General features: G+C 47.6%; 17 protein-coding genes and 1 pseudogene. 13 read left to right on the plus strand and 5 right to left on the minus strand.

Annotation, left to right across the window (positions count from 1 at the left end; genetic code table 11):
* Together B5F34_RS14855 and B5F34_RS14860 are read left to right on the plus strand one after the other, a co-directional pair.
* The coding region (locus tag B5F34_RS14855; RefSeq protein ID WP_140393018.1) for a reverse transcriptase domain-containing protein at positions 1 to 870 on the plus strand (870 nt) is incomplete at its 5' end.
* A 225-nt stretch (positions 871 to 1,095) separates the two neighbouring features.
* Positions 1,096 to 1,515 (plus strand): ester cyclase, encoded by a 420-nt coding sequence (locus B5F34_RS14860; protein ID WP_204245619.1) that lies wholly within the window; start codon positions 1,096 to 1,098, stop codon positions 1,513 to 1,515.
* A 288-nt stretch (positions 1,516 to 1,803) separates the two neighbouring features.
* On the opposite strand, the gene B5F34_RS14865 is transcribed toward B5F34_RS14860, so the two are convergent.
* Positions 1,804 to 3,216: a PLP-dependent aminotransferase family protein gene (locus tag B5F34_RS14865; protein ID WP_087340541.1), complete on the minus strand. Its 1,413-nt coding sequence runs from the start codon at positions 3,214 to 3,216 to the stop codon at positions 1,804 to 1,806.
* Positions 3,217 to 3,306: 90 nt separating this feature from the next.
* Between B5F34_RS14865 and B5F34_RS14870 the strand changes: the two genes are divergently transcribed.
* From B5F34_RS14870 to B5F34_RS14900, 8 genes are all read left to right on the plus strand, one after another.
* Complete coding sequence (locus B5F34_RS14870) at positions 3,307 to 4,440, plus strand: aminotransferase class III-fold pyridoxal phosphate-dependent enzyme (protein WP_087340542.1); 1,134 nt, start codon at positions 3,307 to 3,309, stop codon at positions 4,438 to 4,440.
* Between the two features lie 24 nt (positions 4,441 to 4,464).
* Positions 4,465 to 4,953, plus strand: a complete 489-nt coding sequence (locus B5F34_RS14875; protein ID WP_087340543.1) for a pyridoxamine 5'-phosphate oxidase family protein — start codon at positions 4,465 to 4,467, stop codon at positions 4,951 to 4,953.
* Positions 4,954 to 4,955: 2 nt separating this feature from the next.
* Positions 4,956 to 5,648, plus strand: a complete 693-nt coding sequence (locus B5F34_RS14880) for a hydroxymethylpyrimidine/phosphomethylpyrimidine kinase (RefSeq protein WP_087340545.1) — start codon at positions 4,956 to 4,958, stop codon at positions 5,646 to 5,648.
* Positions 5,649 to 6,024: 376 nt separating this feature from the next.
* A complete protein-coding gene (locus tag B5F34_RS14885) occupies positions 6,025 to 6,495 on the plus strand; it encodes an HU family DNA-binding protein (protein ID WP_087340547.1) in 471 nt (156 codons plus the stop codon).
* A gap of 193 nt (positions 6,496 to 6,688) precedes the next feature.
* Positions 6,689 to 7,351: a hypothetical protein gene (locus B5F34_RS14890; protein WP_239448993.1), complete on the plus strand. Its 663-nt coding sequence runs from the start codon at positions 6,689 to 6,691 to the stop codon at positions 7,349 to 7,351.
* A gap of 173 nt (positions 7,352 to 7,524) precedes the next feature.
* Entirely contained in the window at positions 7,525 to 7,740 is a 216-nt protein-coding gene (locus B5F34_RS17430) for a hypothetical protein (protein ID WP_140393019.1), read from the plus strand.
* 183 nt (positions 7,741 to 7,923) lie between these two features.
* Positions 7,924 to 10,020 (plus strand): polysaccharide lyase 8 family protein, encoded by a 2,097-nt coding sequence (locus tag B5F34_RS14895; protein ID WP_087340581.1) that lies wholly within the window; start codon positions 7,924 to 7,926, stop codon positions 10,018 to 10,020.
* Between the two features lie 40 nt (positions 10,021 to 10,060).
* On the plus strand, positions 10,061 to 11,575 hold the full coding sequence (locus tag B5F34_RS14900; RefSeq protein WP_239448998.1) for an arylsulfatase: 1,515 nt from the start codon (positions 10,061 to 10,063) through the stop codon (positions 11,573 to 11,575).
* A 48-nt stretch (positions 11,576 to 11,623) separates the two neighbouring features.
* On the opposite strand, the gene B5F34_RS14905 is transcribed toward B5F34_RS14900, so the two are convergent.
* Positions 11,624 to 12,859, minus strand: a complete 1,236-nt coding sequence (locus B5F34_RS14905) for a transglutaminase domain-containing protein (RefSeq protein ID WP_239448995.1) — start codon at positions 12,857 to 12,859, stop codon at positions 11,624 to 11,626.
* Positions 12,860 to 12,887: 28 nt separating this feature from the next.
* Positions 12,888 to 13,451 (minus strand): NUDIX hydrolase, encoded by a 564-nt coding sequence (locus tag B5F34_RS14910; protein WP_087340551.1) that lies wholly within the window; start codon positions 13,449 to 13,451, stop codon positions 12,888 to 12,890.
* Between the two features lie 104 nt (positions 13,452 to 13,555).
* On the opposite strand from B5F34_RS14910, the pseudogene B5F34_RS17765 reads away from it, so the two are divergent.
* Together B5F34_RS17765 and B5F34_RS17770 are read left to right on the plus strand one after the other, a co-directional pair.
* Positions 13,556 to 14,110: pseudogene (locus B5F34_RS17765) on the plus strand (GNAT family N-acetyltransferase); the annotation flags it as partial.
* Positions 14,084 to 14,572 (plus strand): GNAT family N-acetyltransferase, encoded by a 489-nt coding sequence (locus tag B5F34_RS17770; protein ID WP_204245622.1) that lies wholly within the window; start codon positions 14,084 to 14,086, stop codon positions 14,570 to 14,572. The pseudogene B5F34_RS17765 and the gene B5F34_RS17770, both read left to right, overlap by 27 nt.
* Positions 14,573 to 14,811: 239 nt before the next feature.
* Here B5F34_RS17770 and B5F34_RS14920 read toward each other — a convergent pair whose 3' ends face one another.
* The gene (locus B5F34_RS14920) at positions 14,812 to 15,270 is read right to left on the minus strand and encodes a GNAT family N-acetyltransferase (RefSeq protein ID WP_087340585.1); all 459 of its coding nucleotides are present in this window, start codon (positions 15,268 to 15,270) and stop codon (positions 14,812 to 14,814) included.
* 199 nt (positions 15,271 to 15,469) lie between these two features.
* Here B5F34_RS14920 and B5F34_RS14925 point away from each other — a divergent pair, with 199 nt between their 5' ends.
* On the plus strand, positions 15,470 to 15,943 hold the full coding sequence (locus tag B5F34_RS14925; RefSeq protein WP_239448996.1) for a GNAT family N-acetyltransferase: 474 nt from the start codon (positions 15,470 to 15,472) through the stop codon (positions 15,941 to 15,943).
* A gap of 19 nt (positions 15,944 to 15,962) precedes the next feature.
* Here the strand turns inward: B5F34_RS14925 and B5F34_RS14930 are convergent, their stop codons facing one another.
* Positions 15,963 to 16,424 carry an Lrp/AsnC family transcriptional regulator gene (locus tag B5F34_RS14930; RefSeq protein WP_087340553.1) on the minus strand — a complete coding sequence of 154 codons (462 nt, stop codon included), beginning with the start codon at positions 16,422 to 16,424 and terminating at the stop codon, positions 15,963 to 15,965.
* Positions 16,425 to 16,575: the final 151 nt, after the last annotated feature.

Here is a 16,575-nt window from a genome sequence, read left to right on the forward strand (position 1 = left end):
TATGTAGTAGACCTTGACCTTGAGCGGTTCTTCGACACAGTGTGCCACAGTCGTCTGATAGAAATACTGAGCCGTACAATAAAAGATGGAAGAGTGGTCAGTCTTATTCACAAATACCTCCGAAGCGGAATAATGAATCATGGTATGTTCGAGGCGAGCAGCGAGGGTACTCCCCAAGGTAGTCCCTTAAGTCCCCTTTTAAGTAACATCATGCTTAATGAACTTGATAAGGAGCTTACCCGAAGAGGTCACCTCTTTGTGCGCTATGCCGATGATTCCATGATATTCTGCCGAAGTAAAAGCGCAGCGGAACAAACCAAAGAGTCCATTACCCGATTCATAGAGGGTAAGCTTCATCTGCGAGTAAACAGAGAAAAGACAACAGTCTCCTATGTCAAAGGTGTAAAATACTTAGGTTATTCCTTTTATAACTCCAAAGGTAAATTTGAATTATGCGTGCATCCCCAATCCAAAGCCAAGCTGAAATCCCGTCTGAAAGCACTGACAGGTCGTAGCAACGGAATGGGTTATGAACGTAGGAAACAAAAACTAAATGAGTATATAAGAGGCTGGATGGGCTATTATCACCTTGCCCATATGAAACGTCTTCTCTTGGAAACAGACGAATGGCTACGTCGTCGCATACGTATGTGTATATGGAAATCCTGGAAGAACCCTAAGACGAGAATATCAAACCTGATTCGCTGTGGAATCCCTAGAAGGAAAGCCCATGAATGGGGTTATAGTCGATTGGGTTACTGGCGTATAGCTGACAGCTGGGTAACACACAGTTCTATGACTAACGAACGATTGAAAGTCGCCGGATATCCAACACTCTATGCCGAGTACCTCAAATGGTATCCCAAATAAAGAACCGCCACGTGCGGAACCGCATGCGTGGTGGTGTGAGAGGTCGGAAAACGAAAGTAGGAAGAAAACTGCTTCGTTTTCCTCCTACTCGATTAGAAATTTTCCCGCTCATATTCAGCAAAACTAACCTTCCGGTAACTACCTTACTTTTTAGTTACCTCTTGTCCATAAATTTAATCTACCCTATATTTGCATTCAATATCAACTAATTAAAATTCAAATCAAATGGAACAGAACAAAAAAGTAATGGAACGCTTCGTGGAGTTTATCAACACTGGCAACATGGAAATAGGGCGGGAAATCATCGCGCCCGACGTCATCTTTTATGCACCCACCTCGCCCGAACCGATGACGGGGCTGGAGGGATATGCCGCCGTACTCGACATGATGCGCGGCGCCATGCCCGACGTGCATTGGACGGTGGAGGAAACAATTGCGGAAGGCGACAAGGTAATGATTCGATTCACAATGAGCGGCACGCAGACACAACCCCTTATGGGAATCCCCGCCACCGGAAAACCCATCCGCGTCACGGCGATGAACATTTATGAACTGCGCGATGGTAAAATTATTCGCGAACACGGACTGCCCGACCTGTTTTCGCTCTTGGGTCAGCTCGGTGTATTGCCCCTGCCCAAAATGTAAGTTAAGTAAGGAATATACTACTCCTATCACGCATAGCTGTATTGGTAGGTTATTTCCGAATAAAAGTTCATAGCAATAAAAAAATAGAGTATGTTTAACCCGTCTTTCTGTCAAGAATTATCCAAGCAACAACCCGCCCGCAGACACCCCAATTTCCCGTCAGGGACACACGGGGTGCTCGTGGGAAAAGTAAGATTGTATAGCTATATGACCTTTCTATATCCTGTTTGAATAATGCGAATCAATAGTATTCCGGGAGAGCTTGACAGACAGATATTATATAATCAATTAATGAAGTAAAGTAGAAAATATCATTCCAAGTTCTTTAACTAATTTTTCCAATTCTTCTTCCGAAAGCGAAGCGTAGCCTATCCGCATCCCGGTTCTTCCACAGCTATCGCAAAATACTGGGATGGAAAGGTGATGCTTTTCCAATGTATCTAGAAGCTGGTCTGGACTGATTGGTTGCAAAGGAATAATCCACAATGCCAATCCACCTTGCGGAATGGAGAAAGTCGCATAATCTATCAGATGTCGTTCCAACAGTTCGATGAAATACATGCGTTTCTGCTTGTAATATTTGGTGGACTTATTGATATGCCGATGGATGACTCCGTCTTCTATCAATTCAAGAATAGCAGCTTCCATCACCATATCACCCTGTATGTCAATAATCCTACGAAGATTACCAAGGGCTGAAACATTTGCTTCTGAAGTAGCAATATAGCCTACACGGATGGCTGGGGCTATGATTTTGCTGAACGTACCAATATAAACGTATAAATCAGAAGGAAGCATGGCACTCAAGGGCATGATGGGAGTAGGCCGGAAACTAAAATCGCAATCATAGTCGTCTTCTATCATTAATAAGTGATAACTCATTGCCAATTCAACTAATTGCCTGCGGCGTTCGGTTGAAAGTTCCACCATGGTAGGATATTGATGGCGGGGAGTCAGATAAACAGCCTTGACATTTTCAAAAAGATGTGGCAGCATGTCATTTACTATGATTCCATTTTCATCCACATCAATGGGAATCACTTTAATTCCGGCTTGTAAAAAAACCTCGTAAGCTTTTTCATAACAAGGTTGCTCCATAATTAAACAGTCATCTGGTCTCAATAGAGCATGTGCCACCAGATAAAGCCCCATCTGACTGCCGCGTGTGATAAATATTTCTTCGGTCCGTGTGCGCATCCCCCTTTCGTGATTCAACATAATGGATACAGCTCTACGGAACCTGAAAATACCGTTCGGATCGTTGTAACCCAGCACGTTGTGTCTGCCTTTCATACGGAGTAAACGGCGATAAGCCCGTGCCAATTCATTCACTGGAGCAATACGTGTGTCTGGTGCGCCATCGTCCACTCTTAATATAAGGGACGATGGTTTGATGTCCTCTACTTCTTCTGCTCGTATCACCTGTTTGTCGTCATGGAATACAGGAATAGCCACATATAACCCTGATCGTTCTTTGTTGACTAACCAACCGGACAAGATCAACAAATCCATTGCATTGACAACACTCTTTCGGCTCACACCAAGTTCTGTTGCCAATACTCGACTGCCGGGTAAAGCATCACCGGGTTTCAGACCACCGGACATAATCTGTGCTTGTATCTTTTGTGCAATCTGTTTATAGAGAGGAATCTGTTTATTCTCTTTGTCCAACTCTATCGCAAAATACCATGGTCGTATCATCTGGACTCCTTATTTATAATAGTTCTGGATATAATCTGGAGGCCAAATATACACTACTTTTGCAACATAATAAAGGCAAAACAGAAGAATATGAAGCTATTTGAAGTTTATTCCCTATATGACATCAACCTGACACATGCCAAAGGATGCTATGTGTATGATGCCTGCGGACAAGAATACTTAGACTTATATTGTGGGCATGGAGTAATTTCTGTCGGTCACACGCATCCTTATTACGTTAATAAGCTGACAGAACAGTTGAACAGAATAGGGTTCTATTCCAATGCTGTAATCAATGGATGTCAGCGTGATTTCGCAATAAAACTTGGAGAAATTACAGGTTATAAGGACTATGCGTTATTCTTATCAAACAGTGGAGCGGAAGCTAACGAAAATGCCATAAAGCTGGCCTCTTTTTCCAATAAGCGGAAAAAGGTACTTAGTTTCAACGGAGCTTTTCATGGACGTACTGCCGCCGCTGTTATGGCAACGGACAATCCAACTATTGTTGCGCCAGCAAACCAAAGCAGCCACTTCACCAAGATATCTCTGAATGATATCACCTCGTTAAAGAGAGAACTGCGGACCGAGGAATATTGTGCTGTCATCATGGAAGGCATACAAGGGGTGAATGGCGTAAGATTCCCTTCGGCAGAATTTGCAAAGGAGGTGCAAGATAGTTGTGCGGAAACTGGAACCGTCTTTATTATGGATGAAATCCAGTCCGGCTGTGGACGGACCGGGCGTTACTTCGCCCATCAGCATTGGAATATCAGGCCGGACATCATTACGATGGCTAAAGGCATAGGAAATGGCTTCCCTCTTGCAGCTACAGCTATTAGCCCCATGTTTACCCCTGTAATCGGGCAACTGGGAACGACTTTCGGAGGGAATCATTTAGCTTGCGTGGCTGGTTCTGCCGTTATCGACATCATGCTTCGAGAACATTTGATGGATAATGCCAAGACAACGGGAGAATATTTGTTAGAAGAACTTGGGAAACTACCTTACATAAGTGAAGTGCGGGGAAAAGGGTTGATGATAGGAATAGATTTTACTTTGCCTGCCTCAAAAGTACGGAATGCATTGATAACAAAAGAACATGTCTTGACTGGCATATCGGGACAGAACACTCTTCGCTTACTTCCTCCTTTATGCCTTTCTATGGAAGATGCGGACTTATTCATTCATAAATTGGCTCATTGCCTTTCTAAGATTCATTGATAGACAAACAAAAAACAGAGAACGATGATTTACGATAATTCAAATGTAAGAAGGCAAAACCGTCTTATGCCTGAAGATAAGGCTTACCAACTTTTGCAAGAAGGGGAATACGGAGTTATGTCAATGATTACTCCGGAGGGTATGCCCTACGGTATTCCGATTAATTATGTATGGGATGGAAATGATAGCCTGTATATCCATTGTGCTCCAGAAGGAAAGAAATTACGTTGCTTACAGTCTTCGCCACAAGTATCCTTTGCCATTGTAGGCCATACGCATGTCATTTCCGGGAAATTCACGACCAATTACGAAAGTATTATTCTCACTTGCCATGCCCAAATAGGATTGACTCCGGAGGAACGTATGGAAGCCCTACGTCTGTTGGTCAGGAAGTATGCGCCTTCGTTTCAGGAATTGGGAGAGAAATATGCACATGGTTCTTTCCATCGCACGGAGATTATAAAACTAAGCATACTGTCGTTTAGTGGTAAATGTAAAAACATCCCAGAATAAGTATGGAAAAGACATTGCACATACCTAAAATTCTGCTGATAGGAGGCAGCGAACCGCTTGGATGCGCAGGTATTCAAGCGGACTTAAAAGCAGTGTGCGCTTGTGGCGGATATGGAGCCGCAGCCCTTAGTTGCATAGTGGATGAGGATACACATCAAGTAAAAAGTATTCATCCACTTCCCGCACAACTAATTGTCGAACAATGCATCTCTTGTCTGCAAAGCATGGATGTAGATTGCATAAAGACAGGATTGCTTTATTCCGCAGAGACCGTCAGGACCATAGGGGAAATCTTACATCGCTTCAACAATATTCCGTTAATCATTGACCCGGTATTTGTAGGCTATGCCAAGACGCTATTGATAACACCAGATGTAATCGAAACTTATCAGAAATATTTGTTCCCTTTGGCCGCCCTTATCACACCTAATGCGACCGAATGTGAAATCTTACTGCAAAGGTCTCTTAAGACAGATAACGTCCAAAGCGAATTGAAAGAATTATGCCAATGGGGAAATTACAGTATAATAATGAAATCAGTCTTTATGGAGGGGAAGGTCTGTGATTATTTTTATGAAAGTAAAACAGATTCCCTGAAAGCTTATTCCAAAGTTCCTATTAGAAAAAAAGATGAAGGAATCAGAGGTGCAGGCGACAGTTTTGCATCATCTATTGCAACTTATTTGGGGAAATAATATCCACTATCAGATGCCATATGGAGAGCCGAATTTTTCATAGACAATTCCATTCAGTTTGGCCATAAAATAGACTTCTCCTCAAAGTTCAACGTGGTACATTCATTCGGAAGCGATGATTTCAAAAAGATAAATTAGCCAACAATCAACTTTATGTTTAACCCGTCTTTCTGTCAAGAATTATCCAAGCGACAACCCGCCCGCAGACACCCCGTTTTCTCGTCAGGGACACACGACATCCTCGTCGGGGACAAACGGGGCGCTTGTCGGGGACAAACGAGAGGCTCGTCGGGGACAAAAGACAACCGCTTGTCAGTCAGTTGATTGCAAAGGCGTTTGATAAGGAGGGACAGAAGACACAAAAAAGGTGGTTTGTATGATTTTTTGGAAAAGAGTACAACAAGCAATCAACGACCTGTGGTATCCCCGCAGCGTCACCGTTGGCAAGCCTGTGGAGACGCAGGAACTTGCCAACCGCATCGCACGTGAATCGACCGTGTCGCCCGCCGACACCCACGCCGTGTTCCGTGCCCTGCCCAACATCATGGCGGACTTCATGAAGGAAAGCCGCGCCGTGCATTTTGAAGGACTGGGCTGGTTCCGCTATACCACCGTTTCGGCAGGCAACGGCGTTGCCACGAAAGAGGAAGTGAGCAGCGACCAGGTTACCGGCCTGCGTGTGCAGTTCACGCCCGACCGTACCCGCAACATGAGCGGCGGCTACACCCGCGCCCTCATTGCCGACGAAGGCATCACCTTTATGGAGTGGCTGGGCAAGGAAAGCGATGAGACGCAGGTGCCGGATGATGATGATGACGAAGGGCAGACGGAAAATCCGTTGGGATAACTATCCGGCAACTTTATTGAGTAATCCTGCAACGGATTGTCCCACGTTGCGGGATTTTTTGCGCATATATTCGGGATGGGATGGGGATTTATATTACCTTTGCGGACAAGACATAAAAAAACCCGGATTCATCACCAGTAACTAAAAGCTGGGAGAGGAACGCCCGGGACTGCGATGCAAAAGTAGTAAAACAATGGAATATAACAAAGCATTTTTTGAGAAAGTTTTCTCGTGTAAACGTATGGAACGGTATTTCAACCTCTATCCGAATGATGAGACACGTGCTATCTTACATTACCAATGTAACCTGCAACTGGCAGAAACTCTTTATGTTAGTCTGTCGGTGTTTGAAGTAACGTTGCGTAATGCTCTATGCCGTGAGTTGGAAACCATGACCGGTCGTGAAGATTGGTATGCCATATTCCCCACAACTCCGGGCTTGGCAAGGTTGAATCATTACATAACACAAGCTTGCAAGCAAATTGCCGGACGGCACGAAAGTATTACTCCACCTAAAATAGTCGCAGAATTGACATTAGGCTTTTGGGTTTCTCTGTTAAACAGTGAATATGAACGACTGTTGTGGAAAGATTTACGCCGCGCTTTCCCATTCATGCCCAAGCGAGAAAGGCAGCGTAAAAATGTATCTGCCCCACTGAATATGTTCCGTACATTCCGTAATCGTGTATTCCATAACGAATCCATTTGTTGGAATTTGCAACGTGTCGAAGAAATTCATCAAGAAATGATTACTGTAATCGGCTGGATGAATAAAGATGTTCCCGGCTGGTTACAACTCACTGATCGCTTTAATGATGTTTGCCGACAAATCAGACAAACGATGAACTGGACATAAGCGCAATTTCCATTCTTTCATTTATTCCACCTGCCCTTCCGTACAGACACAGAAAGGCAGACGTTTTTTATGCTCTCTCCCAAAAACTGAAATATTGGTACGAACTCCGAATGAATGGATACGTCCGTCTTTTATGACCTGCATAACTTTGCATTGTCATAAAAGAAATGAGTATGAATACTGAAAATTTCACCTTCCAAGACATGCAAGAACTGGTCATTGCGGTTGCGGAACTCTTCGGATTGCCAGATGAAGATAACTATCAGGCTGTTATCAACAGGGATTTTTCTTCCCACTTTTTAATTCACGTTAATCTGCCGATTTTCGTCGGATCTCCCAAAGTTTTTTCTTATTTTTGCACATACTTTATTTGTGTTTGTTCTATATGAAACATAGAGGCACAGGACACAAAGAACCGGCTTTTTTACTATGTAATCATTGTTAGAAAAATTAATATCATGAATGGATTTCTATTGAATGTGTTGGCAAAGAAGAACCGACACTTGACTTCTGGGGTAAGTCTGCTGTTTAAGAAGACTTCTAAACTGTTTTGTCTGCTGGCTTGTCTGTGGATGGCAGGCGGGTTGCTGCAACCGCTCCATGCGCAAAGCGCCCCACCGTCTGACGAGTTTGAAATGCTGATGGAGAAAATCCGTCAGGACTTTGTATCCAATCCGGATATTGAGAAATCATTGGCTAAGTATAATGAAAAGGATGGTTCGTTTGCAGATGTAGACTATGCCAGCGAACAGCGTACCAACTGGCCTCCCTTGGCGCATGTGGACCGCATCAGCCGTTTTGTTTTTGCCTATACCAACCCGGCGAACAGGCATTACCGCGAGGTGGATCTGTATGATAAGATAGTGAAGGGACTGGAATATTGGCATGCACGCAACCCGCATTGCAACAACTGGTGGTATAACCAGATTGCCGAGCCGCAGAAGTTGGGTGTGTTGCTCATCCAGATGCGTGTGGGCGAGAAACAACTACCGGCAGAACTGGAAGCGAAAATCCTGGAACGGATACGACAAGATGGCGGGAATCCGGCTAAATGGACCGGCGCCAACCGTACGGACATCGCTTTGCACTGGATATACCGTTCTTGCCTGTCGCGCAATGCCGAAGACCTTGCTTTTGCCATGGATAATGTTTATAATCCTGTGGTATATACGACCGGCGAAGGATTCCAGTTCGACAACAGCAATTTCCAGCACGGAACGCAATTGTACATCGGGGGATATGGCGATGAAATACTGAAAGGAGTGACTCAGGTGGCCATGTATGCCCGTGGTACGCGTTTTGCCATGCCATCGGAGAAAATCGACCTTATCAGTAAGTTCATGCGCGAAACCTATTATGCTACTATCCGGGGCAAATATATGCTGTTCGATGTGATGGGACGCAGCATGAGCCGCCCCGGTGTGCCGGACAAGTCGGCTACGGCCCTGTTTGCCAAGCGCATGTTGCTGCTCGACCCGGCGCATGCCGATGAATTCCAGGCTATTATTGATCGTCTGGAAGGCACACAGCCTGCCGGATATGCACTGACGGGCAGGCATACCCACTATTTCCGGGGAGATTATACGCTGCATGTCCGTCCGACTTACACGTTTGATGTGCGGATGGTTTCCACCCGTACATGCCGTTGTGAGTATGGCAATGGAGAGAACCTGAAGACTTATTTCCTGTCCGATGGATGTACGAATGTGGTAAGGCGCGGCGATGAGTATGAGGGCATTTTCCCCGTGTGGAACTGGACCCGCATCCCCGGCGTGACGGCCCCGCAAGTGAAAGAGATTCCGATGGCTGCCAGCGACTGGCAAACCCGAGGTACGTCGACCTTTGCCGGTGGTGTGTCCGACAGCCTGTATGGAGTTTCAGCCTATGCTTATATGGATACCTTCCAGGGCATGAATGTGGGAGGCCATAAAGCCTGGTTCTTTTTTGACGATGAAGTGGTCTGCTTGGGAGCAGGCATCTCTTCGGCTACGGCTGAACCCGTGTACACGACTGTAAACCAGTGTATCGCCCATCCGGAAGGGGCTTTGGTATCTGCCGGGGGCAGACAGACGGGCATCCCGGAGGTGGAAACAAAGTATGAGAATCCCGACTGGGTGTGGCACGACGGAGTGGGGTATTTCTTCCCGAAAGGCGGACAGGTGGTGGCTGCCGTGCAGAAGCAGACAGGAACCTGGTATGACATCAATCATAGCATCAACCGGAAAGAACCCATTGAAAAGAATGTATTTACGCTGTGTGTAGACCACGGCACACAACCTCGTGACGGCTCGTATGCTTATATTGTGCTGCCCGGGAAAACGGCGCAGGAAATGGAAAATTACCGTAGCAGACCGCATGTTGAGATACTGAGCAATACAGCCGATGTGCAAGCTGTCTGCAACCGGAAACTGGATGTCTGGCAGATTGTCTTTTACCGTCCCGGCACGTTCCGCAATGGAGACCTGACCGTTGAGGCCGATAAGCCTTGTGCTTTGATGCTGAAACAGGTGTCCGGCGGGCATGCCCAACTTCACATAGCCGATCCCGGACAAACCGGACAGCCCATTCAGCTGCAGATAACATTGCCTGGCAAAGAACAACAGACCGTTGTGCACCGTCCCGGTTCAGACCCTGTGTATGCAGGAGCATCCCATGCATATAACTTATAAATTATCAGATGTTATGAAAAATATTTCTATCGTTGCCCCGATGACAGTCATGGCTGCCGGGGGATTGCTGCCGGCACAGATGCAGGCACAACAGAAACCTCACATTATCCTTATCATGTCCGACCAACACCGTTGGGATGCCATGAACTGCATGGGCAATGAGACTGTCATTACGCCTCACATGGATGCCCTTGCTGCCGAAGGTACTTTGTTTACTAACGGCTATTCGTCTACTCCGAGCAGTACGCCTGCACGTTCCGGGCTGCTGACGGGGCTTTCTCCCTGGCATCACGGTATGCTGGGGTACGGCCGCGTGGGGCTGCACTACCGTTATGAAATGCCGCAGATGTTGCGTGACCTGGGTTATTACACCTTTGGTATCGGAAAGATGCACTGGTTTCCGCAGAAAGCCTTGCACGGCTTCCACGGAACACTTGTGGATGAAAGCGGACGGGTGGAATCGCCCGATTTTATCAGCGATTACCGGTTGTGGTTCCAGATGCAGGCGCCCGGTCTTAATCCGGACTCTACCCACATCGGATGGAACGATCACGGAGCGGCCGATTACCGGCTTCCCGAACGTCTTCATCCTACGGCCTGGACGGGCGAAACTGCCTGCGAGATGATACATAATTACCGCAACGGCAACGGGCAGCCTCTTTTCCTCAAAGTGTCGTTTGCCCGTCCGCACAGTCCTTACGATCCGCCGAAACGTTTCTCTGACCTCTACCGGAACCGCGAGATTCCCGCACCTTTTGTGGGCGAATGGTGCAAGGATAAGGACTATGCGACCCTGAAAGATGCTTCGCAGGCACCGTCTGATGCCGCATACGGCAATTTCGGCGAAGAATATGCTCTCAACTCCCGCCGGCATTATTATGCCAACGTCACTTTTATAGACGAGGAGATTGGGAAAATCGTGCAGGCACTCAAGGATGAAGGCATGTACGACAATGCGCTGATTATTTACGTTTCTGACCACGGCGATATGCTGGGGGATCATTATCATTGGCGGAAGACTTATCCGTATGAGGGTTCTACGCATGTGCCTTATATCGTGAAATGGCCGGCTTCCCTGGGTTTCACGCCAGGCGGAAAAGTGGATGCGCCGGTTGAATTGCGCGACCTTTTGCCTACTTTCCTCGAAGTGGCCGGAGGGACTGTTCCTGCAGATATGGACGGGCAGTCGCTGTTGTGCCTGTTGGACGGACGTAAGGATACGTGGCGGCAGTACATCGACCTGGAACATGCCACTTGCTACAGTGCCGACAACTATTGGTGTGCTTTAACCGATGGAAAGATGAAGTATGTATGGCGCTTCCATACCGGAGAGGAGGAATTGTTTGACCTGGAGGCTGACCCTCACGAACTGCATAATGTCGCTTCGGAATCGGCATATCGTCAGCGTTTGCAGGAATTCCGGCAGGCTATGGTGCGCCATTTATCGGAGCGCGGTGATGAATATGTGAAGGATGGCAAACTGCAGATATTGAAGCGTACCATCCTGTACAGTCCCAACTTCCCGGACAAAAATCCGACAGATACGGGCATCTGAACCGGTCTGACTTTTTGACGCACCCTGTTCCCTTGTCCTGCCTGAGTCTTATTGAGCAGAAGTGGCAGGTGCCTGCCAGAACCATTCATCGTCGTTCACACGCAGGTTACGTGGATTTTCCACCTTTGTGTCGAAACCGGTGGGCATCAGGTTGACGTAGAGTTTTTCGTTGTAGCCGTTGCTCTCGGTATTGAACTCGTAGCGCAGCCAGCAGTTGAGGTAATAGAGGTTCTTGGCCATGTATTTGTAGAGGTACTCCTGGACGGTCTTCTTGCTCTTGTTGTTCCAGTTGGCTTCTTCGTTCAGCACGAGGGGACGGCCGTCGCGCAGGCGTTCGCGCACTTCCTGGATGCCCAGCAGGTTGCCGGCTTCATCCATCACCCAGGCATTGTTTGTGGGGTCTATCCACAGCCATTTGCCAAGGGTGGTGGAATAGACGGCGTTGATAACGTGGCAGTCGCTGATGAATGTCTTCGGCATGCAGGTCACTACGCGTGATGGAATGCCCAGCGACAGGTAGCACTCATTGAGCACGGTTGCCAGTCCGCGGCAGTTCAGTCCGCGTGAGCCGTCTTTGCAGGCTTCGGCCATATTGATGGAATTCTGTTCGCCGGAAGGATTCGGGTGCTGTCCGTCATGTAGGATTTTGTTGTGGATATAGGTCAGCACATTCTTTATCTTCGACACCTCGTCTCCGGTTCCGGCCACACTGTCCAGCCGGAAGTATTGGCGGACACGCACCAAGTTGGGGTCGTCGGGCAGGGCGTAGGTGAAGCGGGGCAGGGTGTCGGGGCGTGTGCTGCGTGTGTAGGCGGGAGCTTGCTGCAGAATGTAGAGATAGTCGCTGGCTTCTTTTACCTTTTGGACAATCGTCTCGAATTCTTTGTCGCCATACAACAGCTTCAGTGCATTGTCTTTGCTTATCGTGGGGTATTCCATCCCCGATTTCCCGTTGTCATACGCTATTTTGAAGGCTTCCAAGGCTTCCTCCTTTTTGCCTTGCAGGCAGAGGCAACGCGTCAAGTGATAGGCAAAGTTATTCTTTTGCCAGCCGTAGTCCTCTTTCAGTTTGGCGGGTAACTTCTCCACCTGTGCCATGGTGGCACGGCAAATGTCGGCTCCCTGTGCGTAGTCATCTTGCCGGTAGGCGGTTGTCAATAGTTGGGCTTGTTCCTGCAGGAAGGCTTTGAACTGCTCCTCGGTCATTTCGTTCTGGGCCTGTGCTTGCCAGGCGTTGCCTGCTGCGATGCAGAGCAGGAGCAACATGAGTTTCAGATGTTTCATAGGTTTGTCTTATTGAAGTTATGTGGGTTTACAGCAAGTGGTTGCCGGCGAAGTATTTCCACAGTGGGGCAGCCATGAGCGACTGTTTAATCCGGTCGGTCTGCAAAAGAGTGCGTACCTCGTCCACGGTCAGCAGTTCGATGCTGATGTCTTCCGTCGCCTCCTGGTGTTGGGCGGCGATGGGTTCTACGTCCGTGGCCAGGAAACAGTGGCACAGATTGGTCATGGTACTGGTGTTCGCCGAAATTTCCATCCAGGGTTGCCACGTGCCGCCTCCGTAACCGGTCTCTTCGTGCAGTTCGCGTTGGGCTGCCAACAGGGGCTCTTCTCCTGGTTCGCATACACCGGCACAGATTTCATAACTGGTCAGTTGCAGGCCGTGGCGGTACTGGCGTTCCATTAGGAAGCGGCCGTCGCGGGTCAGAGCAATGACGTTCACCCAGTCGGGATATTCCAGCACATAATATTCATTGTTTTCCACACCGTTGGGCAGTCTCACGTGGTCTTTTCTTGCTGTCAGCCAGGGTCGGCAGATGAGGTATTCGCTTTCCACAATGGTCCATTTCCGGTCTTGGTCGTTGGGTTTCAGCATGGCCTTTCAAGTTTTGTTTCCGCAAAAATAAGAAGAATGTATGGCTTCACGAAGTCTTTTCCTATTTTTGCGTCTGTTTGAAATCTAAAAAACACCTTGCCTGTATGAAAGAAAGCAATGTACAACCTGTCATCCTGAACACTTCCCGTCTGATTCTCCGTCCCTGGCAGGAAACCGATGCGGCAATTCTCTACCGATATGCCAAAGACCCTGCCGTCGGTCCCATAGCCGGATGGCCTCCGCATACCTCCGTAGAACACAGCCTTGAAGTCATCCGCACCGTCTTTGCCGCTCCCGAGACATACGCCCTGGTACTGAAAGAAACGGATGAGCCGGTGGGGAGTGCAGGTATCATGTGGGGGGATGGGGTGCACAGTGCTGCCATGCAGCCCGATGAGGCCGAGATTGGCTATTGGATTGGCGTGCCTTATTGGGGGCAGGGACTGGTGCCCGAAGCCGTGCAGTGCCTGCTGCATCGGTCTTTTACCGACCTGGGTGTGTCGGCCGTATGGTGCGGCTATTACGACGGCAACAGACAGTCGCGCCGTGTCATGGAGAAGTGCGGACTGACCTACCATCATACGGAAACCGGTAACGTATCTCCTTTGGGGGATGTACGTACGGAACACTTCATGCGTATCACTGCAGCGGAGTGGAAGGCATTCGGACAGTTGCGTGAAATAAGTCGGAGTGAACGCACAGAGAAACTTGTCAACCAATTGGTTCAGTTGTGGGAATCGTCTGTTCGTGCCACACATCACTTTCTGACCGAACAAGACATTCAAAACATCAGACCGATTGTAAAGGAAGTGTTGCAGACCATCGGCATTTTAGTCGTGGCGTTTGAGGATGATACGCCTGTCGGTTTTATGTGCATGCAGGGTCAGAAGATAGAAGCGTTGTTCCTTGCTCCTGCCTATATGGGTAAAGGAATTGGGAAACGACTTATCCGATTGGCCATATATACATACAAGGTTCTCTATGTCGATGTGAATGAGCAGAATGTCAAAGCCGAAAGCATCTACCGACATCTGGGCTTTGAGACCTTCCGTCGTGATGCGGTAGATGACCAGGGTAATCCGTTTCCCATATTGCGCATGAAGTTGAATTATCCTCTTTAAAATTTATAAGTAATCAATCAGAATTAGTTTATATCAAACACAGAGACACAGAGACACAAAGTTCTGTAACTGTCTGTCGGTAAAAATGATGGGAGGGCACAGAGTCCGCGGCTTCGCCGCATACGAAAGAAGGGAAATTAACTCTGTGAGCTACGGACAAGAAAACAAAAACTCTGTGTCTCCGTGTCTCTTGTTTAGTATCATTCAATTTTGCACATTTACTAAAATGCCCGATGCCTTTACAAATCTTTTTTGTACATCCGTATCATGTCACCGCTTTCTTCCTGCACCATGCCAAAGAAACTCCACCCATAACGTTCATAAAACGCAGTGTGTTCGGTGACAAGATAAAGTGAAGCCAAGGAACGCTTCTTCATATCCCGGCACACCCGTTCCAACAGTTGCCGGGCAATGCCCTGATTGCGGAATTCTTCTTCCACATACAGAGCACAGACATTGGGAGTAAGTTCTTTCCGCAAGTGGAAGTCGTTTTCTATCAGTCCTATGCCTCCGATGATGGTGTTATGGTCAGCCAGTGTTACATACCATTGGGGAATGTCGTTATTACCGTCAAGGCATTCGTCTATGCTGCTGAGGTATTCTTCTGTTGGGATGTCCCATTTCCGGTGGAACCATTCTGCCGCCTGCATGCGCAAGTCGGGCCGTTCTGCCAGATTAACGGTGAGGTACTTATTCATATTCCAGTTGTTAGCGGCACAAAGATAATGAAAGGTAAGCGCCAAGGGAAAAGAAAAACATTTTTTTTCGATTTCACCTTGTCGAACCGCATGGAGATGTATCCTTAGCCTAACTCCCGGTTCCTGTGGTCTTAATCAGCTGATTGGCTTTGGTTATTCCAGCGGTAATGCTTATTTTTGCAAACCAAAGACTGGCAAAATGTATTTAGAAACCCTTTCCCCGGATATAAATCTCGTGACCGCAGATAAAAAGCACTATCTGCCTTTGCTGCTTCTTGCAGACGAACAGGAGTCGATGATAGATGCTTATTTGGAGCGTGGCAGTTTGTATGTGATGTCGGACAAGTCGGGCGATGTCCTTGCCGTAGCAGTAGTTACCATCGAGGGTGAAGGCATCTGCGAATTAAAGAACCTGGCCGTTAGCCCTTTGTATCAGCGGAAGGGGTGGGGACGCAGACTGGTGGAATACCTCTGCCGGATTTACCGGACATCCTGCCATACGATGCTGGTAGGTACGGGCGAAAGTCGGCAAACGCTCAATTTCTATCAGAGTTGTGGCTTTGTGTATTCGCACCGTGTCCCTGATTTTTTCACGCAGAACTATGACCATCCGATTGTGGAGGAAGGCAAACTGTTGCGGGACATGATTTATTTCCGGAAAAACTTGTCATGAGGATAGCCAAGGCGCTTACCTATATCTGTATTCCGTATTCATGTTTTACCTCATCCATCACAAACACGCTTTCCAATGAGCCGAGATGTTCTATCGTGCCTAAAACATTCAGCACAAAAGCCTGGTAATACTTCATGTCCGGTGCGTGAATCTTGAGCAGATAATCGAAACTGCCGGAGATGTTGTAGCATTCCGTCACTTCTGGAATCTCTCGGATAATGTTGGCAAACTCTTGGGCAATGTCCCGGTTGAGGCGGCTCATCTTGACGTGGCAGAAGACGATGAAGCCCCGGTGCAGTTTGTCGGCATCCAGTACGGCGATGTATTTCTGAATGTAACCGTTTGCCTCCAACCTTTTCAGGCGTTCGAACACCGGAGTAGACGACAGGCTGACCCGCGCGGCAAGTTCTTTGGTGGTCAGTCTTGCATTTTCCTGCAAGGTACGTAGTATCTGCAAATCTGTTTTATCCAATGTATCCATATCGGAAGAATTTTATTCTGCCCGGCGGGCTTTTTCTGCCTTTGGACAGTGTGAATATTCTGGTTTCTCCTGCAAAAATAGAGATATTATCTAAATATCCTCTATATCTTGTGTAATTTATCTGCTTGTTGTTACTTTGCACCGAACAAAT

Origin of the sequence: Mediterranea sp. An20, from assembly GCF_002160055.1 — a bacterium.
Lineage (GTDB): Bacteria > Bacteroidota > Bacteroidia > Bacteroidales > Bacteroidaceae > Bacteroides > Bacteroides avicola.